19 protein-coding genes and 1 tRNA gene are annotated in these 20,600 nt (G+C 60.5%); 15 read left to right on the top strand and 5 right to left on the bottom strand.

Annotated elements, in window-relative coordinates:
* Positions 1-38: 38 nt before the first annotated feature.
* The 7 genes from DSM110093_RS13810 to DSM110093_RS13840 all read left to right on the top strand — a co-directional run bounded on the left by DSM110093_RS13810 (position 39) and on the right by DSM110093_RS13840 (position 6,356).
* Positions 39-1,121 carry an ABC transporter permease gene (locus DSM110093_RS13810; RefSeq protein ID WP_243265629.1) on the top strand — a complete coding sequence of 361 codons (1,083 nt, stop codon included), beginning with the start codon at positions 39-41 and terminating at the stop codon, positions 1,119-1,121.
* The gene (locus DSM110093_RS13815) at positions 1,121-2,041 is read left to right on the top strand and encodes an ABC transporter permease (RefSeq protein ID WP_243265630.1); all 921 of its coding nucleotides are present in this window, start codon (positions 1,121-1,123) and stop codon (positions 2,039-2,041) included. The genes DSM110093_RS13810 and DSM110093_RS13815 overlap by 1 nt, the downstream gene beginning before the upstream one ends.
* 70 nt (positions 2,042-2,111) lie before the next feature.
* Positions 2,112-3,185: a BMP family ABC transporter substrate-binding protein gene (locus DSM110093_RS13820; RefSeq protein WP_243265631.1), complete on the top strand. Its 1,074-nt coding sequence runs from the start codon at positions 2,112-2,114 to the stop codon at positions 3,183-3,185.
* A gap of 114 nt (positions 3,186-3,299) precedes the next feature.
* On the top strand, positions 3,300-3,917 hold the full coding sequence (locus tag DSM110093_RS13825; RefSeq protein ID WP_243265632.1) for a glutathione S-transferase: 618 nt from the start codon (positions 3,300-3,302) through the stop codon (positions 3,915-3,917).
* A gap of 65 nt (positions 3,918-3,982) precedes the next feature.
* Positions 3,983-4,921, top strand: coding sequence for an aldo/keto reductase (locus tag DSM110093_RS13830; protein WP_243265633.1), 939 nt, complete (start codon positions 3,983-3,985; stop codon positions 4,919-4,921).
* Complete coding sequence (locus tag DSM110093_RS13835) at positions 4,918-5,571, top strand: DUF938 domain-containing protein (RefSeq protein ID WP_243265634.1); 654 nt, start codon at positions 4,918-4,920, stop codon at positions 5,569-5,571. The genes DSM110093_RS13830 and DSM110093_RS13835 overlap by 4 nt, the downstream gene beginning before the upstream one ends.
* A complete protein-coding gene (locus DSM110093_RS13840) occupies positions 5,568-6,356 on the top strand; it encodes a glycoside hydrolase family 25 protein (RefSeq protein ID WP_243265635.1) in 789 nt (262 codons plus the stop codon). The genes DSM110093_RS13835 and DSM110093_RS13840 overlap by 4 nt, the downstream gene beginning before the upstream one ends.
* A 90-nt stretch (positions 6,357-6,446) precedes the next feature.
* Here the strand turns inward: DSM110093_RS13840 and DSM110093_RS13845 are convergent, their stop codons facing one another.
* From DSM110093_RS13845 to DSM110093_RS13860, 4 genes are all read right to left on the bottom strand, one after another.
* The gene (locus DSM110093_RS13845) at positions 6,447-7,178 is read right to left on the bottom strand and encodes a hypothetical protein (protein WP_243265636.1); all 732 of its coding nucleotides are present in this window, start codon (positions 7,176-7,178) and stop codon (positions 6,447-6,449) included.
* A gap of 11 nt (positions 7,179-7,189) precedes the next feature.
* Complete coding sequence (locus tag DSM110093_RS13850) at positions 7,190-9,682, bottom strand: FAD-dependent oxidoreductase (protein WP_243265637.1); 2,493 nt, start codon at positions 9,680-9,682, stop codon at positions 7,190-7,192.
* Positions 9,683-9,895: 213 nt separating this feature from the next.
* Complete coding sequence (locus DSM110093_RS13855) at positions 9,896-11,299, bottom strand: FAD-linked oxidase C-terminal domain-containing protein (RefSeq protein WP_243265638.1); 1,404 nt, start codon at positions 11,297-11,299, stop codon at positions 9,896-9,898.
* 101 nt (positions 11,300-11,400) lie between these two features.
* Positions 11,401-12,387, bottom strand: a complete 987-nt coding sequence (locus tag DSM110093_RS13860; RefSeq protein WP_243265639.1) for a D-glycerate dehydrogenase — start codon at positions 12,385-12,387, stop codon at positions 11,401-11,403.
* Between the two features lie 155 nt (positions 12,388-12,542).
* On the opposite strand from DSM110093_RS13860, the gene DSM110093_RS13865 reads away from it, so the two are divergent.
* From DSM110093_RS13865 to DSM110093_RS13885, 5 genes are all read left to right on the top strand, one after another.
* The gene (locus tag DSM110093_RS13865) at positions 12,543-13,052 is read left to right on the top strand and encodes an SH3 domain-containing protein (RefSeq protein WP_093928160.1); all 510 of its coding nucleotides are present in this window, start codon (positions 12,543-12,545) and stop codon (positions 13,050-13,052) included.
* Positions 13,053-13,129: 77 nt separating this feature from the next.
* Positions 13,130-14,122 (top strand): NADPH:quinone reductase, encoded by a 993-nt coding sequence (locus DSM110093_RS13870; RefSeq protein ID WP_243265640.1) that lies wholly within the window; start codon positions 13,130-13,132, stop codon positions 14,120-14,122.
* A 66-nt stretch (positions 14,123-14,188) separates the two neighbouring features.
* Complete coding sequence (locus DSM110093_RS13875) at positions 14,189-15,532, top strand: mechanosensitive ion channel family protein (RefSeq protein ID WP_243265641.1); 1,344 nt, start codon at positions 14,189-14,191, stop codon at positions 15,530-15,532.
* A gap of 62 nt (positions 15,533-15,594) precedes the next feature.
* Positions 15,595-15,669, top strand: a tRNA-Gln gene (locus DSM110093_RS13880).
* 509 nt (positions 15,670-16,178) lie between these two features.
* Positions 16,179-17,393 (top strand): IS256 family transposase, encoded by a 1,215-nt coding sequence (locus DSM110093_RS13885; protein ID WP_243265642.1) that lies wholly within the window; start codon positions 16,179-16,181, stop codon positions 17,391-17,393.
* 99 nt (positions 17,394-17,492) lie between these two features.
* Here DSM110093_RS13885 and DSM110093_RS13890 read toward each other — a convergent pair whose 3' ends face one another.
* Positions 17,493-18,101 carry a hypothetical protein gene (locus DSM110093_RS13890; protein ID WP_243265643.1) on the bottom strand — a complete coding sequence of 203 codons (609 nt, stop codon included), beginning with the start codon at positions 18,099-18,101 and terminating at the stop codon, positions 17,493-17,495.
* 430 nt (positions 18,102-18,531) lie between these two features.
* On the opposite strand from DSM110093_RS13890, the gene DSM110093_RS13895 reads away from it, so the two are divergent.
* The 3 genes from DSM110093_RS13895 (at position 18,532) to DSM110093_RS13905 (ending at position 20,430) form a co-directional block, all read left to right on the top strand.
* A complete protein-coding gene (locus DSM110093_RS13895) occupies positions 18,532-18,732 on the top strand; it encodes a hypothetical protein (RefSeq protein ID WP_243265644.1) in 201 nt (66 codons plus the stop codon).
* A 49-nt stretch (positions 18,733-18,781) separates the two neighbouring features.
* Positions 18,782-19,891: a DUF6538 domain-containing protein gene (locus DSM110093_RS13900; RefSeq protein ID WP_243265645.1), complete on the top strand. Its 1,110-nt coding sequence runs from the start codon at positions 18,782-18,784 to the stop codon at positions 19,889-19,891.
* A 278-nt stretch (positions 19,892-20,169) separates the two neighbouring features.
* On the top strand, positions 20,170-20,430 hold the full coding sequence (locus tag DSM110093_RS13905) for a hypothetical protein (protein WP_243265646.1): 261 nt from the start codon (positions 20,170-20,172) through the stop codon (positions 20,428-20,430).
* Positions 20,431-20,600 lie beyond the last annotated feature (170 nt).

The following is a 20,600-nucleotide window of genomic DNA, read 5'->3' on the forward strand; positions in this document are numbered from 1 at the left end:
GCCTCCGCATCTTTCACTCTGACCATTGGGGGTGATCTGTGATCCGCCTTGAAAAGCGCCCGCAGCCCAGTCGGGCCCTTTCCCTGTCGACACCGATCATGGCGGTGCTTGCCACTTTCATCTTCGGCGGGCTCTTGTTCGCCGTGCTGGGCAAAGACCCGGTCGAGGCGCTGCAAACGATCTTTTGGCAGCCCCTGTTTGGCGAATATGCCTTTTATTACCGCCCACAACTGCTGATCAAAGGCGCGCCCTTGGTGCTGATCGCCATCGGCCTCAGCCTTGGGTTCAAAGCGGGCATCTGGAACATCGGGGCCGAGGGCCAATACATCATGGGTGCCATCTTTGGCGCCGCGATGGGGCTGGCGTTCTACCCTGCCGAGGGCTGGTATATCTTCCCGCTGATGGTGATCGCGGGGGCCTTGGGCGGCTGGCTTTGGGCGATGATTCCGGCCCTTTTGAAAGTGCGTTTTGGCACCAATGAAATCCTCGTCTCGTTGATGTTGGTCTATGTGGCCGAACAGTTCCTCGCCTCTATGTCACTGGGATTGCTAAAAAACCCCGAAGGTTACGGCTTTCCCGGTTCGCGCAATCTACAACAATATGCGCCCGCGCATAACGCCGAGCTTTTCGCCGGGTCCGGCATGCATTGGGGCGTGGTCGCGGCGCTGATCGCGGTGATCTTTGCCTATGTCCTGCTGACCAAACACCGTCTTGGCTTTGCCATCCGCGTCACTGGCGAAGCGCCCCGCGCCGCGCGGTTCTCAGGCGTGAACCCGGCGCGGCTGGTGCTGTTTTGCCTCGGCACCTCGGGTCTGCTCGCTGGGCTTGCGGGAATGTTCGAAGTCTCTGGACCCTCAGGCCAGATCACCATCGACTTTAACGTGGGCTATGGCTTCACCGCGATCATCGTGGCGTTCCTTGGCCGTTTGCACCCGATTGGTATCCTGCTTGCCGGAGCGCTGATGGCGCTGACGTATATTGGCGGGGACATCGCACAGTCGAACCTCGGCCTGCCCGCCGCCGCCATTCAGGTGTTCCAAGGCATGCTCCTGTTCTTCCTGCTCGCGCTGGACGTTTTCACTCATTACCGGCTGCGCTTTGGCGCGGCGGAGGCTGCCTGATGGATCTTTCCGCAATCAACCCGCTTTTGTTCGTCGCAGGCTTTTTGGTCGCGGCCACACCGCTGATCTTTGCCGCCATCGGCGAACTGGTGGCCGAAAAATCCGGTGTGCTGAACCTCGGGGTCGAAGGCATGATGATCACCGGCGCGATCTGCGGCTTCGCCACGGCGGTCGAGACCGGGTCGCCGCTTTTGGGCTTTGCCGCCGCTGCCGTTGGCGGTGCCGTTCTTAGCCTGCTGTTTGCCTTCCTGACGCAGGTGGCGCTGGCCAATCAGGTCGCCTCGGGCCTGTCGCTGACCCTCTTTGGCCTCGGCCTCTCGGCGCTGATCGGGCAGAGCTACGTTGGGATCAAACCGCCCCGGCTGGGCGACATCGACTTCGGGCCGCTGGCCGACATCCCCGTCATCGGGCCGATCCTTTTTACCCATGACATCATCCTTTACCTTGGCATCGCGCTGGTCGCCGGGGTCTGGGCGGCACTGAAATTCACCCGCGCGGGCCTGATCCTGCGTGCCGTGGGCGAAAGCCACGACGCGGCCCATGCGCTTGGCTACAAGGTCAAACGCATCCGCACGATGGCAATCTTGTTCGGCGGGGCCTGCGCGGGCTTGGGCGGCGCCTACATCAGCCTGATCCGCGTGCCGCAATGGACCGAGGGCATGACCGCCGGGATCGGCTGGATCGCCCTCGCCCTCGTCGTCTTTGCCAGCTGGAAACCATGGCGCGCGCTGCTGGGTGCCTATCTTTTCGGCGGCATCACCCAGTTGCAGTTGAACTTGCAAGGCGCGGGCGTTGCCATACCGGTGGAGTATCTGGCAATGTCGCCGTATATCATCACCATCATCGTTCTGGTGGTGCTGTCGGCGGACAAAAGCGCCGCGCCGGCCTCTCTGGGCCGAACCTTCCACGCCTCAAACTAGGGGCATCACGTCACGCGGCATCGCCCGCACATCAAGCCCCAGCAAGGGGCACGTAAACAGGGGAAACCTCATGAAACTATCCACCCTCATGACCAGCGCGGCACTTGCGCTCGGCCTTGCTTCGGGCGCTGTCGCCCAAGACAAGACCAAGGTCGGCTTTGTCTTTGTCGGCCCCGTGGGCGACGGCGGCTGGACCTACGAGCATAACGAAGGCCGCTTGGCCGTCGAAAAAGAGTTCGGCGATAAGGTCGAGACCGTTTTCGTCGAAAGCGTTGCCGAAGGCCCTGACAGTGAGCGTGTGATGACGCAGATGGCGCTCGACGGTGCCGACCTGATCTTCACCACCTCCTTTGGCTACATGGACCCGACCATCAACGTCGCCAAGAAATTTCCCGATGTGAAGTTCGAGCACGCCACCGGCTACAAACGCGCCGACAACGTCTCAACCTATTCCGCGCGTTTCTACGAAGGCCGCGCCATTCAGGGCCACATCGCGGGTTCGATGACCGAAAGCAACATCATCGGCTACATCGGCTCTTTCCCGATCCCCGAAGTCATCCGCGGCATCAACTCGGCCTATATCCATGCCAAGAAAGTAAACCCCGACGTTCAGTTCAAAATCGTCTGGGCCTACACATGGTTTGACCCGGCCAAAGAAGCCGACGCCGCCAAGGTTCTGATCGAACAGGGCGCCGACGTGGTCCTGCAACACACCGATTCCACCGCGCCCCAAGCGGCGGCACAGGAAGCGGGCAATGTGATCACCTTCGGTCAGGCGTCCGACATGGCGCAATACGGCCCCAAGCCGCGCGTCTCTTCAATCATTGACGACTGGGCACCCTACTACATCGAGCGCGTCAAAGCGGTCATGGATGGTACATGGGAATCCACCGACACATGGGACGGCATCGGGCCGGGCATGGTCGGCATTGGCGAGATCACAGACGCCGTGCCAGCGGAGGTGAAAGCCGAAGCGCTTGAGCTGAAGGACAAAATCGCGTCGGGCGACTACCACCCCTTCACCGGGCCGATCAACAAACAAGACGGCTCCGCTTGGCTGGCCGAAGGCGAGAGCGCCGATGACGGCACGCTCGCGGGCATGAACTTTTATGTCGAAGGCATCGAAGGCACGATCCCGCAATAAGCCGAACCGGCTTTCAGTTGAGAGGGGCGCACGGGCAACCGCGCGCCCCTTTTTCATTGCAGCCCGTGTCGGTGTTGCTAGGCTCGCCCTTCCCACTTCGTGAAAGGCCCTGCCATGATCACCGTGCACCACCTCAACCGCTCTCGCTCACAGCGCATCCTTTGGCTGCTGGAGGAGTTGGATCAGCCCTATGACATCATCCGTTACCAACGGGATGCCAAGACCAACCTCGCTCCGCCTGAGCTGAAACTGGTGCACCCTTTGGGCAAGTCCCCGATGATTGAGATTGACGGCCAATTGGTCGTCGAAAGCGCCGCCATCGTCGATCTGCTCTGCACCCGCTTTGCGCCCGAAATGATCCCCGAACGCGATACGCCCGCTTTCCTGCGCCATATGGAATTGATGCATTTCGCCGAAGGCTCTGCCATGACGCCGATCCTGCTGAACCTCTATGTCTCGCGCTTAGGCGATGCCGCCGCGCCCTTACATCCACGTATCAGTTCCGAGTTGGACAACCACTACAGCTATATGAATAGCCTCGTGCGTGCCTCGGGCCATTTTGTGCAAGATACGCTGTCGGCCGCCGACATCATGCTGAGCTTTCCCGCCGAGGTTGCCATGCGTCAAGGCCGCGCCGCAGATTTCCCCGCGCTCAAAGGCTTCGTCGAGATGATCCAAAGCCGCCCCGCCTACCAACGCGCCCTGGAAAAGGGCGAGCCGCAGGACGGCTAGCGCCCCACCGCCTGCCCCGCGCCAAACCCATTGCGCGCGGGCAGCGCCCATGCCACCAATCGTGCATGAACCAGATGCTTACCAGCCTTGATGGCACCCCCGCCAGCCGCCTCGCCTTTGGCACCATGCAGTTCGGTGGTCGCGCTGATGCTGCGGCCTCGCGCGCGATGTTCGACGCTTGCGTTGAGGCGGGGATCACCCATTTTGACACGGCGCATGTCTATACCGACGGGGCGTCTGAAACGCTGCTGGGCCAATTCGTGCAGGAGCGCCGCGACAGCCTGATCGTAGCCACCAAAGCCGCCTTTGACGGCGGCGCGGGCCGGGCAAATATCCTCGCTTCTGCCGAGACATCGCGCCAACGGATGCAGCTCGACACGCTCGACGTGCTCTACCTCCACCGCTTCGATCCAGAGACACCGTTGACCGAAAGCTTCGCCGCACTGGCCGAGGTGAAACAACAGGGCCATATCCGCTATGTGGGCCTGTCGAACTTCGCCGCATGGCAGGTCGTCAAAGCGGCCCATATCGCCGCCAACTTCGGGCTGGACATCGCCGTGATCCAACCGATGTATAACCTCGTCAAACGCCAAGCCGAGGTCGAGATCCTCCCGATGGCCCATGACCTTGACATCCTCGTCGCCCCCTATTCCCCTCTGGGCGGCGGGCTGCTGACCGGGAAATACGCCACCGGTGGCACAGGTCGGCTAAGCGAAGATGACCGCTATGCCGCCCGCTACGGTCAAGAGACAATGCACGGTGCCGCTGCCGGTCTGACCGCCCTCGCCAGCGATCTCGGCACCCATCCTGCAACCCTCGCCGTGGCATGGGCGGCGGCACACCCCACGCGGCCAACCCCGATCATTTCCGCCCGCTCTCTGGCGCAGCTTGAACCGTCACTGGCTGCGCTGAACTACCAAATGACGCCACAAACCTACGCCGCCATCGCCGCGCTCTCGCCCACACCGCCCCCGGCCACCGACCGGCTGGAAGAGCAATCATGAGCCGACTGCCCCCGAGTGCCAGCGTTGCCGAAGACGCAGGCGGCGACCGTCTTTTCGCCCCAGCCGCCGCACGCAATCTCGATGCGCTCTGCGATCTGCTGGCAACACACGCCCCACAAAAGGGCCGCGCGCTGGAAATCGCCAGCGGCACCGGCCAACATGTGGTCGGCTTTGCCAAATGCCTGCCGGGCGTCACATGGCTGCCCAGCGACATCGACACCGCCCGCCGCGCCAGCATCAACGCCCACGCAGCCGAGGCCGCCCTGCCCAATATCGCCCCGGCCCTGCCACTCGACGCGACCCAGCCCGGCTGGGCGGGCGAACATGGCCCCTTCGACCTGATCATGCTGGCCAACCTGCTGCACCTTATCCCAACCGCCGCCACCCAGAGCCTGATCATCGAAGCCGCCACTGCCCTCGCCCCCGGCGGCACACTGATCCTCTACGGCCCCTTCAAACGCGCAGGCCAAACCACCTCTCCCGGCGATACCCGCTTTGACGCCGAACTGCGCGCCGCCGACCCTATGATCGGCTACAAAGACAACATCGACATGGCCCGCTGGCTTAGCGATGCGGCCCTTAGCCCGATCGATGAAGTGGACATGCCCGCCAACAACCTCGCATTCATCGCCAGAAAGCCCAGCCCATGATCCTCCGCCGCGCCCTGATCCTGTCGCTCCTTGCCCTCGCCGCCTGTGGCCGCCCAAGCACCCCGCCCCCCGCCGAACCCGGCACGCTTTTCCCGGCGCGTTTCGGCGACAGCGACCCGGTGGATTTCAACGGCCGCACACCGCAATCCTTCCCCGTCCACGGGATTGACGTGGCCCGCTTTCAAAACAACATCGACTGGAACACTGCCCGGCTGAACGGTGTGAACTTCGCCTTCATCAAAGCCACCGAGGGCGGCGACCTTAAAGACATCAACTTCGACACCCATTGGCAAGGCGCAGGCCAAGCCGCCGTCAAACGCGGCGCCTACCACTTCTACTACTTCTGCACCTCACCCGAGGATCAGGCCCGCTGGTTCATCCGCAATGTGCCGCGCACCCCCGGCATGCTGCCCCCAGTGCTCGACATGGAATGGAACCCGTTTTCCCCCACCTGCGCCCACATCCGCCCGCCTGCATCCGAAGTCCGCGACCAAATGCGCCGCTGGCTCGCCGTGGTAGAGCGTCACTACGGCCAACGCCCGATCATCTACACAACGCCGAAATTCTACCGCGAAAATGGCCTATCTGGCTTTAACGGCTATGACTTCTGGCTGCGCACCACCGCCAAAACCCCCGCCGAGGCCTACCCCGGCCAAACTTGGCGCTTCTGGCAATACAGCGCCACCGGCATCGTCCCCGGCATCGGCGGTGACGTAGACCTCAACACCTTCTCCGGCAGCAGCGCTCAATGGCAAAACTGGGTCGCCACCCGCGCCGCACGCTAAACGCCAAAGGGGGGCGCATCTCCCCCCTTTCATCCTTTCTTAAATACCGCTGCGCCTCAGCAGCCCCGCACGCAACGCTGCTGTTGCGCGTCAATCCCGCGCATAATGACGCGCGACAACAAAGAGCCCGCCCACCAGCAAGAGCGGCAACAGGAAAATCCGGAACACATGCACGCCTAACACCGCCAACAGCGCGCCGATCAACTCATCCGCCCGGCTCCAAAGGTTGCTGGCAAGCTGTCGGTATTCTGTCAGACCCGGCTCTTCTTCACCCAAAGCCTCACTGCCTCCGACACGGGCGGTGATCTCCTCAATCACCTCCATATTGCGCAGATAGACACCTTCGGTAAGCTGCCCCGCCAAAGGTTCGGACACAACCAAGGCCAGCGGCAAGGCAAGCCCCAGAAACCCGCCATACCACGCCAACCGCCGTGGCAGCCCTGCGTGACCGCGCTTGCTCAGCGCCCAGACTGCCAGCGCTGCCGCCAACAACCCCAAGCCAATCGCACTCACCGGCCCCAAGGCCACCGCGATCACGCCCGTAGCCACCATCACGCCAAAGACCAACCCCGCGATCCGCTCAACCGTGTCATCAATCGGTTCCAACACCTTCAAAGGCCGCGCCGACCCCGAAGCGATGAAGGACAGCCCAACCTCGATCTCTTGCGCGGTGGACAAAAAGGCATTCAACGTGCGCAGCGTGACATAAGACGCCGCCGCCGTGGTCGCCACATCCGCGGCATAGCCCTGCGCCGCGCTGACAACCGGATTGTCCCGCAACAGCGCCGCCGTCAGCGCCAGCACGCAGAAAAAAGCAAGCAACCCCCGCCGGATCAACCGTCCGCCCGGATGCGCTGGTTCTTCGGATCATAGGGGCTGTCTTCGACCACCTCGGCCTCCCACAGTTGATCAAGCATCTTTACCTTCAGCTTCGTGCCTACCACCGCGTCCTGCAGTTGCACATAGCCCATGCCAATGCTCTTGCCGAATGCGACCGAATAGCCACCCGAGGTCAGCCGCCCGGTCCGACGCTCGCCATTGTAAAGCACCTCACGGCCCCAAGGGTCAGCATCCTCCGGCCCGTCGATCAGCAGTGTTACGCATTTCGAACGGATGCCGTGATCAACCATCGCCTGCTTCCCGTGAAACTCTTTATTCAAGTCCACGAAACGCGGCAGATCGGCCTCCAACGGCGTGGCATCCCGGCCCAACTCATTGCCAAAGGCGCGATAGCTCTTCTCCTGCCTCAGCCAGTTCTGCGCCCGCGCACCGACCAGCTTCATGCCATGCGGCGCGCCCGCCTTTTCCAACTGGTCGAACAGATGGTTCTGCATCTCGATCGGGTGGTGCAGCTCCCAACCCAGTTCCCCGGTATAGGCCACCCGGATCGCCCGCACCGGCACCATCCCCAACTCGATGTTGCGCATGGTCAGCCAGGGGAACCGCTTGTTGCTCAGCACCGTGTCGGGATCTGCATCCCGCACCAAATCCCGCAACACATCACGCGACTTTGGCCCCGCAATCGCAAATACACCCCACTGCGTGGTCACGTCATGACATTCGACATAACCAACCTCAGGCATCTTGTCGGCAATCGCCTTGCGCAGGTAATCGCTGTCATAGGCGCTCCATGCGCCCGCCGAGACAAGGTAGTATTCATCCTGCGCCAGCCGCACGATGGTATATTCCGTCCGCGTCGTCCCTGCCCCCGTCAGCGCATAGGTCAGGTTAATCCGCCCTACCGACGGCAGCTTGTTGCAGGTGAACCAATCCAGAAACGCCGTCGCCCCCGGCCCGCGCACCAGATGTTTGGTGAATGCCGTGGCATCAATCAAACCCACCCCTTCGCGGATGGCTTTCGCCTCTTCCACCGCATGTTGCCACCAGCCCCCGCGCCGAAAGGACCGGCTGTCATGGTCACTAAACCCCGCAGGCGCAAAATAATTCGGCCGCTCCCAGCCATTGACCTGCCCAAACTGCGCCCCCCGCGCCGCCTGTCGATCATATGCCGGAGAGGTCCGCAGCGGCCGACAGGCCGGACGCTCCTCATCCGGATGGTGCAGGATATAAACGTGGTCGTAGGCTTCCTCATTCTTCCGCGCGGCATATTCCGTGGTCATCCAATCGCCGTAGCGTTTCGGATCAAGGCTCGCCATGTCGATCTCGGCCTCGCCCTCAACCATCATCTGTGCAAGGTAATACCCCGTGCCCCCCGCCGCCGTGATCCCAAACGAAAACCCTTCGGCCAACCACATATTCCGTAGCCCCGGCGCAGGGCCGACCAGCGGATTCCCATCCGGCGTATAACAAATCGGCCCGTTAAAATCGTCCTTCAACCCGCAATTCTCAGCCGAGGGGATGCGATGGTTCATCGCCATATACTGATCTTCGATCCGTTCCAGATCGAGCGGGAACAGATCGGCCCGGAAACTGTCCGGCACACCATATTCAAACCGTGCCGGGGCGTGTTTCTCATAGACCCCAAGGATCCAGCCGCCCCGTTCCTCGCGTACATAGCTCTGCGCATCGGCATCTCGGATCACCGGATGCTCCCCATGCCCCGCCGCGCGGTAATCAACCAGCGCCGGATCACGGTCCATGACGATAAACTGATGTTCCACGGGAATCGCGGGCATCTTGATCCCCAACATCCGCGCCGTGCGCTGCGCGTGGTTGCCCGAAGCGGTCACCACATGTTCAGCAGTAATAACGATCTGCTCATCACTGGCGACAAGGTTCCCGCCCTTCTCCACCATCTTGGTGCAGCTCACTTCCCAGTGGGTGCCGTTCCACGCAAAGGCATCCGCCTGCCACTTGCGCTCAATCGAAACCCCACGCTGCCGCGCGCCCTTGGCCATCGCCATCGTCACATCGGCCGGGTTAATATAGCCGTCCGTCTGGTGATAAAGGGCGCCCTTCAAATCCGATGTCTCAATCAACGGCCATTTCGCCTTGATCTCATTCGGGGTCAGGAACTCATAAGGCACGCCGCAGGTCTCCGCGGTCGAGGCATAGAGCATATACTCGTCCATCCTCGCATCGGTCTGGGCCATCCGCAGATTGCCCACCACGGCACAACCCGCGTTCAGCCCGGTCTCAGCCTCCAACGTCTTATAAAACTCGACCGAGTACTGATGAATATGCGTGGTGGCAAAAGACATGTTGAACAACGGCAGCAGCCCCGCCGCATGCCAAGTCGAGCCCGAGGTCAACTCGTCCCGCTCCAACAGCATCACATCATCCCAACCCGCCTTCGCCAGATGATAAGCAATCGACGTGCCAACCGCGCCGCCACCGACAACCAATGCTTTGACTTGCGTTTTCATCTGCCAATCCCTCTGCCCTAGGCTCCTCCCCGTTGTACGCAGCGAGGCAAGAGACCGCAGGCACCAGCCGACCCAACATGGCCAAAAACCGACCTTACCCCCTCACCAAACGCGCCAATCCCGCGTCAGAGCACCGCCACCCCAACTTCATCCTTTTTCAAATACCGTGCACCACATTTCCCGCCGCACGACATCAGGGCAGACCACCCCATCTCACCCCGGCAAAATCTTTCCCGGATTCAAAATATTATCCGGATCCAGCGCCGCCTTGACGGTCGCCATGACATCCACCGCAGCGCCTAGTTCCTTGCTCAGATAGGCCCGCTTGCCCTGCCCAATTCCGTGTTCGCCGGTGCATGTCCCATCCATGGAGATCGCCAATTCCGCCAGCCAACTCACGAAGGTCTCGCCCCGCGCCACCTCATCGGCGTCGTCCATGTCGATCAACAGCGAGGCATGGAAATTCCCGTCGCCTGCGTGGCCCACGATGGGCGCGATGAGCTTCAACTCTTCCGCCCGCGCCTGTGCCGCGACCACAGCGTCGGCCAACCGCGAGATCGGCACACAGACATCCGTTGCCACGGCCTTGCACCCCGGACGCAGCGCCAACACCGCCCAATAGCCGTCATGTCGCGCCTGCCACAGCTTGTTGCGTTCTTCGGGCGTGGTGGTCGCCGCATAACCGTTGCCGCCGAATTCTTCGGCCAGCATGCCAAAGGTCTCGGCCTGTTCGACAACCCCGGCATCCGAGCCGTGGAATTCTAACAGCAAAAGCGGCGTTTCGGGCAGGGTCAGCTTGGAATAGCCGTTCACGGCCTTCACCACATCGGCGTCCAAAAGCTCAATCCGCGCCACGGGCAGACCGTATTGGATCACCGCCATAACGGTCTCACAGGCCGCCTGCACCGTCGGAAAAGAACAACGCGCCGAGGAGATCGCCTCAGGAATACCCTGCAAGCGCAAGGTGATCTCGGTGATGATCCCCAGCGTACCTTCCGAGCCCACCATCAGCCGCGTCAAATCATAGCCCGCCGAAGATTTCCGCGCCCGGCCGCCGGTGCGGATCACCCGGCCATCGGCCATCACCACCTCAAGGCTCAGTACATTGTCTTTCATCGTGCCATAGCGCACCGCATTGGTGCCGCTGGCCCGTGTCGCCGTCATCCCACCGAGCGAGGCATTGGCACCGGGATCAATCGGGAAAAACAGCCCCTGATCGCGCAGATGGGTGTTCAGCGCTTCGCGGGTCACGCCGGGCTGCACGCGGCAATCCAGATCACCGGGGTTCACCTCTAGCACCTGATCCATCTGCATCACGTCAATGCAGATACCGCCTGCGGGGGCGTTTACATGACCTTCAAGCGAGGTACCGGTGCCAAAGGCAATGACGGGCACCTTATGCGCCGCACAGATGCGCACCGCCTGCGCCACCTCATCGGTTGAGGCCGCCATGACCACCCCATCGGGGGCCTGCGTTTCGATCCATGTTGTCGTATGTCCGTGCTGTTCGCGTATAGCTTGCCCGGTCAGCAACCGCGCGCCAAAGGCCTGATCCAGCTCATCGAGTGCGGCGGCAATGCCTGCCTCATTGCGCGGCAATTCTGCAATTTTTGTCATTTCTTATCTCCCAACAGCATTCTTGCGCCGCAGAAAGACTACAAACGCATTTCGCGAAACGCCCGCACTGAATTCATCACCCCGTACCCGCCCGAAAGGGCTTACAGCATAGACGGCACGACCTGATCTGGTGGGCGGTGGCCGTCATCAAAGGTCTTGATATTGATCAAAACCTTCTCGCCCATCTCGATCCGACCCTCCAGCGTGGCCGACCCCATATGCGGCAGCAGCACAACGTTCTTTAACTCGCGCAGACGCGGATTGATCTCGCGGCCATGCTCGTAAACGTCCAGCCCCGCGCCCTTGATATCGCCCGACCGCAGCATCCGCGTCAGGGCGTTCTCGTCGATCACCTCCCCGCGGGAGGTGTTCACGATCACCGCGTCAGGCTTCATCAGCCCCAAACGGCGGGCGTTCATCAGATGAAAGGTACTCGGCGTATGCGGACAGTTCACGCTGATCACATCCATCCGGCTGACCATCTGGTCAAGGCTGTCCCAATAGGTCGCCTCCAAGGCACCTTCGACCTCCTCGCGCAGGCGTTTACGGTTGTGGTAATGCACCTGCATACCAAAGGCCTGCGCGCGGCGCGCCACGGCCTGACCGATCCGGCCCATGCCCAGAATGCCCAGACGCCGCCCGCCGACCCGACCGCCCATCAGCGCGGTCGGGGCCCAGCCATCCCAATTGCCGGACTGCATCACCGCCATGCCCTCAGGCATACGGCGGGTCACGGCCAGGATCAGCGCCATGGTCATATCGGCAGTATCGTCGGTCAGCACGCCGGGGGTGTTCGACACCAGCACGCCGCGCTGGCGTGCGGTGGCCACGTCGATATGGTCAACCCCCGCGCCATAGTTGGCGATCAGCTTCAACCGCTCGCCCGCCTGCGTGATCAGCGGCGCGTCGATTTCATCCGTGATCGTTGGCACCAGCACATCCGCTTGGCGCATCGCCGCGCCCAATTCCTCGCGGGTCATGGGCCTGTCATCTTCGCGTAGGGTCACGTCAAACAGCTCTGATAGCCGTGTTTCGACCGCCTCTGGCAACCGTCGCGTCACTACAACACTCAACCGCTTCTTTGACATGCCTGCTCTCCCGGTCTTGGCGTCGCCTCGTTTCCGGGGCATGGTGTCTCATGCAGCGACGAGGCACAAGAACTCGCGCCGGAAAAAGAGCAACAATAACCCGCAGATTTGCACAGCACCGACCCACAGCAGTGAACCGCATAGCAGGCAATTCCATGATAACGGCTTTTCTTCGCAGCACCCTTTTGGTGGGCGCGCTGCTTCTGGCTCAGGCAAGCCCCGGGGCCGCAGAAGAGGCGCGCGGACAGGTCACGAACCTCCCCCTCCCCCGTTTTGTTTCGCTTAAAGCTTCCGAGGGCAACGTGCGTCGTGGCCCTTCGCTGTCGCATCGGATCGACTGGGTTTACAAACGCCGCGACCTGCCGCTCAGGATCACCGCCGAACACGGCCACTGGCGCCGCGTTGAGGATCGCGATGGCATGGGCGGCTGGGTGCATTATTCGCTTTTGTCGGGCACGCGCACCGTGCTGGTCGAGCAGGACATGCTGCAACTTCACGTCAACCCCGACCCAAAGGCCGCCGTGGTGGCGCGGCTGGAGCTGGGCGTGGTGGCGCGTTTGGGCGAATGCACGCTTGAATGGTGCGAACTGCGCTCGGGCGGATTTACCGGCTGGGCGCCCAAAGTACGGCTTTGGGGCGTCGGCCCTCAGGAACTGCGCGAATAGCCCCGCCTTTCAGGCCAATTGCATGATCCCGGCGCTTGCGCCACTCTGCCGGCAAAATTCAAGCCGGAGAGAGCGCCATGCAAGCCATCACCTATGAAAACTTCGGAGCCGCCGCAGATGTGCTGCGCCTGTCAGAGATCGACAGCCCCGCCCCACAACCCGGCGAAGTCTGCGTGGCGCTGAGCCACTCGGGCGTAAACCCATCGGACGTCAAGGCCCGCGCAGGCACCCGCCCCGGCGTGACCAAACCACCCTTCCCACAGGTCATCCCCCACAGCGACGGCGCGGGCGAGATCATCGCGGTGGGTGCAGGCGTCGATCCGAGCCGTGTAGGTCAAAAGGTCTGGGTCTGGAACGGCCAATGGCAACGCGCCTTTGGCACGGCAACTCAGCAGATCACCCTGCCCGCGCATCAAGCCGTGCCCCTGCCCAAGGGCGTCTCACCCGAGGTTGGGGCGCAGCTTGGCATTCCGGGGCTCACGGCCTGCCACGCCGTTTTCGGCGGCGGCGGCGTGGCCGGGGAGACGGTGCTTATTCAAGGCGGTGCCGGAACGGTCGGCTATCTCGCCGTGCAACTTGCCAAATGGGGCGGGGCCAAGGTGATCGCCACCTGCAGCCCACGGGACAATGATCTGGTCCGCGAGGCTGGCGCCGATGCGGTGCTGAACTACGCCGACCCTGACCTCGCCGCCGCCGTTCTGGAGGCCAACGGCGGCAAGCCTGTCGAGACCATCGTCGATACAGAGTTCGGCCTGAACCTCACGACCGATACCGAGGTCATCGCCCCCAACGGCCGCATCGCCGCCTATGGCTCGGCAGGGGAAATGTCGCCCACACTGCCCTTCTACCCGCTGCTGTTCAAAGCGGTCACGATTGACATCATCTTGATTTACCTCCTGCCCGCAGGCCCGCGCGAAGAGGCGATCACCCGACTGCATCACGCGCTGGAAGATGGCGCCCTGCGCTGCCCCGTCGACACGGTTCTCCCGCTTTCCGAGGCCGCCCGCGCGCATGCGTTGGTCGAGGCCGGACAGCGCAGCGGGGCGGTGCTGCTCGATTGTCGGGGGTAGTGCGCTAATTGACCAGCCACCGCCCTCACCGAGGGGCGGTGGCCCTGCCCGTCGACGGAGACCCCCATGCGCCTGATCCCTGCCCTGCCCAACCTAATCCTGTGCCTGGTGCTGCTCATCGCCCTGCCGCTGGCCCCCGCCTCGGCGCAGGACAACGACCAGCCCGAAGGCACCATCGCCGTCGAAGGGGACGCCACGGCAGATGCCGCCATCGCCAACCGCATCCGCGCCATCCTGCGCGAGCTTGAAGGGTTTGAAAAGGTGGGCGTTTCCGTCTCTTCCGGCATTGTCACCCTACGCGGCACCACGCTCGACACCGCCAGCGCCGGACGGCTGAGCGAACTGGCAAGCCGTGTCGAAGGGGTGGTGGCGATCCGCAACGAGGTCCGCGAGAGCACCGATGTGTCGGAACGGCTCAACCCCGCCGTGGACCGTTTCCGAGGCCGGATGGAACAGGCCGTGGCTTTCCTGCCGCTGGCCTTGGTGGCACTTGGGGTCTTTGCCCTGATCGTCGTGGCCGGGCTGGCGCTGGCGCGGCTGCGCAACCCGTGGGAGCGGCTCGCCCCCAACGCCTTTATCGCTGACATTTACCGCCAGATCATCCGGCTGGCCTTTATCATCGCGGCGCTGGTCGTGGCGCTTGATATCCTCGGGGCGACGGCGCTGCTGTCGGGCATCCTTGGCGCGGCGGGGATCGTCGGCCTCGCCATCGGTTTCGCGGTGCGCGACACGGTCGAGAATTTCATCGCCTCCATCATGCTGTCGATCCGCCAGCCGTTCCGCCCCAATGACACGGTCGAGATTGACGGTGACACCGGCAAGGTGATCCGCCTGACCAGCCGCGCCACGATTTTGCTCAGCTATGACGGCAACCACATACGCATCCCCAACGCCACGGTCTTTAAAAGCCGCATTATCAACTTTTCACGCAACGCTGAGCGGCGATTTACATTTACCCTCTCGGTGGCCAGCGACGCCGATCTGGCCCGCGCCCGGGAATTGGCGCTGGAGGTGCTGAACGACCTGCATTTCGTCCTCCCCTCCCCCGAAGCCGCCGCATGGGTGGAGGAGGTGGCCGATCACTGGATCAACATGCAATTCGCTGCTTGGATCAACCAAGAGACCACCGATCTGGCCGCCGCGCGCAGCGAAGCGATTCGCCTGACATTGGCCGCCTTCGACGTGGCAGGGCTTACCGCACAGCCCCCGGCCTACCGATTGATAACGCAAAGCGAATCGTCCAGCACCGAGCGAAAAGATTCGCCTCAATCGCCAACGGAGAGCGCCAATCCTGCCCCCGTACAGCCCGTTGAAGCGCAGGCTGACCGTGAATTGACCCGCATCGTCACGCAGGAACGTGCCGAATTGCCCCGCGAAGACCTACTCTCTGACCATGCGCGCGAAGAATAGGCGAATTTATCAAAAACGGGTCTTGCACCCCGCGCCAGAGAACTCTAATTAGCGCCCTGTGTTGGGATGTAGCCAAGTGGTAAGGCAACTGTTTTTGGTACAGTGTACCGTAGGTTCGAATCCTACCATCCCAGCCAACACACCCCGTCATTGCTAAGCTTAGGCCTCAGGGCCTGCCTAGGGTCAAAAATGCCCCTGATAATGCCCCCGCATGGACCATCCCTAGGGGTGAGCAGACTAGAGCCTTTTTAGGGGGCTACAAGGACAGACAGGCAATATCTTGGTCCTACTGGTGGGAGCCCAGCGCCTTCGGAAGGAGGAGCAAGTCGTAAAAGCAAAAAAATAGGGAGGGAGAGCCCCCGACCGAACACCCCTAAGGATGCCCGGACGGGGGAGTGGTTAGTTGGTGCTACGACGTACACGCACCCACGGTCCACAAACCGGAGTAACCACCCAGCTTTAGGGGCTCACCAGTGGAGGCATGCTTCTTAAGGGTCTGTAGAGCGATCCCAGTCCGACTGGAGATACTTACCTGAGAATAGGTATAAGTAATGGGATGGGACGTAGGGGGGGGGGAGCGAGAGAGAGTGTCCGGTCTTCTGTGTAACTGCGATCTGGTCCATGCTTCCTGAGAGGAGCAAGGACTATGACTATTTCCAAGGAACTGTTGGACGAGCTGCTGAAGGGCTGCGAGCGGCCTGAAGATCTGCTTGGCGATGCCGGGCTAATGAAAGAGCTCAAGATCAAGCTGATGGAACGGATGCTCGGGGCTGAGCTGACTGCACATCTGGGCTATGAAGACGGAAAAGATGCCCCGCCTGATCAGGCCAACCGTCGCAACGGCTCATCTGCTAAGAAATTGAAGGGGCAAGACGGCGAACTGCCTATCGCTGTGCCGCGGGACCGGGACGGCAGCTTCGAGCCTGAACTGGTGAAGAAGGGACAGACCCGCATTGATGGGATGGATGACAAGATTATCGGGCTTTACGCCGCTGGTCTGACGGTCCGCGACATCCGTGCTCATCTTGAGGACGTCTATGGCCTGCAAGTCTCGCCAGACTTGATCAGCCGCGTGACCGACGCGGTGTTGGATGAGGTTCGAGAGTGGCAATCCCGGGCGCTGGACCGGATGTATCCCATCGTCATTTTTGACGCTCTACGGGTCAAGATCCGCGACGCCGATAGCCGCATGGTCAAGAACAAAGCCGTCTACGTGGCCCTTGGTGTCAGCAGGGATGGCGTGCGCGAGGTTCTTGGTCTTTGGATCGCTGACAACGAGGGCGCCAAATTCTGGCTCTCGGTGATGACAGAGCTGAAGAACCGTGGGCTTCAAGACATCCTGATTGCGGTCGTGGACGGCCTCAAGGGCTTCCCTGATGCCATTACCGCAGCCTTTCCGGATACGGTCGTGCAAACGTGCATTGTCCATCTCGTGCGCCACTCGTTGAATTTCTGTGCCTGGAAAGATCGCAAGGAGGTGGCCGCTGATCTGCGGCGGATTTACAGTGCCCCTACAGCCGAGCAAGCCGCTGCGGAGCTGGATGCCTTTGAAGAAAAATGGGCCGGGAAATATGCCTCTATCGCCCCCGCCTGGCGCAGGGCTTGGCAAGAGGTAATACCGTTCTTTGCCTTTGATCCCGCCATCCGGAAAATCATCTACACCACCAACGCAATTGAAAGCTTGAATCGGGTAATCCGAAAATCGGTCAAGACGCGAGGATCGTTCCCGACCGAAGACGCAGCCACGAAACTGATCTACTTGGCGATCCGCAACTTTGAGAAAGGCGGCCGGAATGTTCGAGAATGGTTTGCGGCCCGCAATCATTTCGCCATAATGTTCGAGGATCGCTTCAATGCGTGACTGTATCTAAAACCCGCATGGGCCAGACCAAATACACAAAGTTCATGACACTCCCGAGCGAGATTGAGAGGAGGTAGATTATAGGTTCTTCAATGCGGATCAGACTTTAATCCTTACATCAACCTCAAGTTGGTCGGCTTCAACCCCCATATGTGTAGCGAGCATGCTTTTTACCCGCTCCATTATGCCGGTTTCAGCTTCAACTACGGTCACCGCTGACTCATTGACCTCTACCGTTTCAGGCGAATGAATGAGTGACACTTGCTCTACCCAAATAGCCCGATCTTTAAAGCCGGACCCTGAGAAGCGAACACCCTCCTCCAATTCAGGGCTCAACCAGATCGGAACATGGCCTTGCTGCTCTTCATCTAGCGCCATAGCAGCAGCATTGAATGCTTTCTCGACGGTATCGCTATGAAACAGCTGTACCACCACATGTTTAGCTACCTCAGAAGGTGCATGAACAATTAAGACGAAGTCCGTGTCTCCGAGAACCTTGAAGCCAGCCCCCTCGCGGACAAAATGAATGCGACCCGACGACGTGTACTTCATTATACATGAGTGGGTACCGTCATTGTCGGTTATCTCCAACCGGGAATTTTTAGGCACGCCAGTTCCTGACGATACATCGCGGACCTTATATCCTTTATCTTGCATCAGCCGGATCGCGGCCTGCCGAGCTAACTTTTCTACTTCTTTATTCTGCATAATAGATCTCTACTGTGTAAGCTTGCGTCGATAGTATAAAAGAAGTATAAGATGATCGTCAAGGTAAAAGAAAGGTATAAGGTTCATCAGCTGTTCTCCCATGGCAATCTCATTGAGCCAAGAGGAGCTAAATGAGCTCTAAAACTGAGTGAATCCAAGCATCTATATTAAAGAAACCTCAATGGAGATGTATAGATGTTTACCACCTTCACGCTGCTTATCGCAGTTGGGGTCGGCTTCCGGCTGACCTTATCCTGGGCACTTAGGAGAAAATTCGACCTCAGCCTTGCTGTTCCGCAGGCCGTGGCGGGGGCCTTCCTGATCTTGGCATGTTTGCCGAGTTGGCTCCAGCCAATCACGCTCCCTTTGCCCGTTAGCTTTACACTGGGCGCACTGCTTCCCGACTTCTTTGTTCGGAGGAGGTAGTGCCATGGATAGAGAACTTATCGACCAACAAAAGCTGGGGCCCGGCGTTCGTGTTGTAATTCAGGCCTTCGACGACATTCCCGAACATATGTTCCTGATCGATGAGGTCTACGAGGACTGCGTCGGGGGGTATTCCCTTAACGGGCCACTGGCTGGCGAATACGGCGAGCCAGAATTCGACCTGATCCTCCGGGTCGTCGACTAAAACAACCCAAACCTCAAAACCATTAAAACCCCATGAAAGGAGAGGACCTATGTCTTCTGCTACAATTCGCTATGCCTACCTGAAAGGTCAGACGTGGCTTTATCGTCGTAACTACCCCAAGGAAGTCGCTGACCTTCTTGGCCAACAAGCATTGAAGCAATCCCTTAAGACCAGTGATGCCAAGGTAGCCCGTCAAAGGGCTGCGGAGGTTAACACCCGCTATGAGAGTACAGTGGAGCAGGTCCTCTCAGGGGCCCAGTCTCTGCCAAAACCAGCCTCACGTAACGCCGGTGATTGGTCCACCCCATCCGAGGTCGCCCTTGCTCGTCTTCGGGCCTCCCTACAGCACTCTGAACCGGTTCGGTATCAGGTTAAGGCGCGGTCACGTCTGACAGTCGGGCAGGCTGCTCAACAGTATTTGGTGCTGCGCCAAAACGAACTAAGGCCCAGTGGGTTTAAGAGCGTCCGGTATTCGGTGGAGCTATTCCGATCGATGTATGGGACGCAGAAACTGGTCGAACTCACCCGTGAAGAAGGCCGGGGTTTCCTTTCCCTGATAGCACAGCTCAGCCCCAACCTTGGCAAGTCAGAGCGAACAAGGGAGTTGTCTTTGCTAGCAGCGGTAGACTGGTCTAAGTCTGGCACGACCCGGATAACTGGACGGACACAGCGGCGCATCTGGTCTCAAGTAAACCACTGGCTCGGCTGGTGTGTCTATGAGGGTGAGTTGGAGGCCAACCCCTTCACCTCAGTTCGCTTCGACGCCAAGATACGCCACCACCCCTACGCAGTCCCCACCGACAAGGAAGCTAAGCAACTGCTCGGCCTCAACGATCCTGCAATCGGAAAGGTGCTTCTCATGTGCTTGTTGTCCGGCATGAGGTCTGGAGAGGCGGCAGGGTTGCTGAGGGAAGACCTGGTGACCAAGGGCAACCTCGGGCACTTTTTTCATGTCCGCCCGAACCGACTTCGGCAGCTTAAGACTGATGCAGCGGAAAGGATGGTCCCGGTACACTCTGTTTTGGACACCGTTCTTTCAGAACTTCCCGCCTCAGGGCCCTTGTTCCCCGACCTGACGGTGAACGACGTCACCAAACGGTTCGCCCATATCAGGCGAGCGCTGGGCTTCACGAGCTCGGAAACGGGTCGTCTTCTATGAGATGCAGGGCTACTGTGAGCGGTCCCAGACGGTGATACGGCTCGCTCAGCCGCATTCGGCCTGTGGAGCTCCCGCCTCGAAAGCAGCTTAACCACCGCTTCACGGGCACTTAATATGATATCCGTCCCGATCCTGACAGCTTTCAAGCTCGTTCGGTAGGGAACGAGTCTAGCGCTAATGACCTCTTCAGCCCCTGACCCGATGCTTCATTATTATCAATGGGTTAGGGTTAGGGTGCGTTAAAGCTAATAATTACAAAAAATTAAAAGGAATACACCATGACCACTATGCATGAATTGAACGAACACCGCCACGGCTACGAAATCCTTGCTATCGACGGCACCGGCGCTTGGTTCGTTAACGTGGAAGAGCTCCCTACCTTCGAGGCCGAGACAGGTATTAAGGCAAGCGACCTGCCGCGACTAGCCACGGCTGAGGGGACTGTCCGCTTCTCGGGCCGCGAGTGGACTGTAGACTTTCTGCTCCCGCCTCCCAGCGACCTAGGCTACACAGAATATCCCCGCTTCTCCACCAACTAACCACTCCCCCGTCCGGGCATCCTTAGGGGTGTTCGGTCGGGGGCTCTCCCTCCCTATTTTTTTGCTTTTACGACTTGCTCCTCCTTCCGAAGGCGCTGGGCTCCCACCAGTAGGACCAAGATATTGCCTGTCTGTCCTTGTAGCCCCCGAAAAAGGGCCACCTACCGAGA

This window comes from Sulfitobacter sp. DSM 110093 (assembly GCF_022788715.1).
Classification (GTDB): Bacteria; Pseudomonadota; Alphaproteobacteria; order Rhodobacterales; family Rhodobacteraceae; genus Sulfitobacter.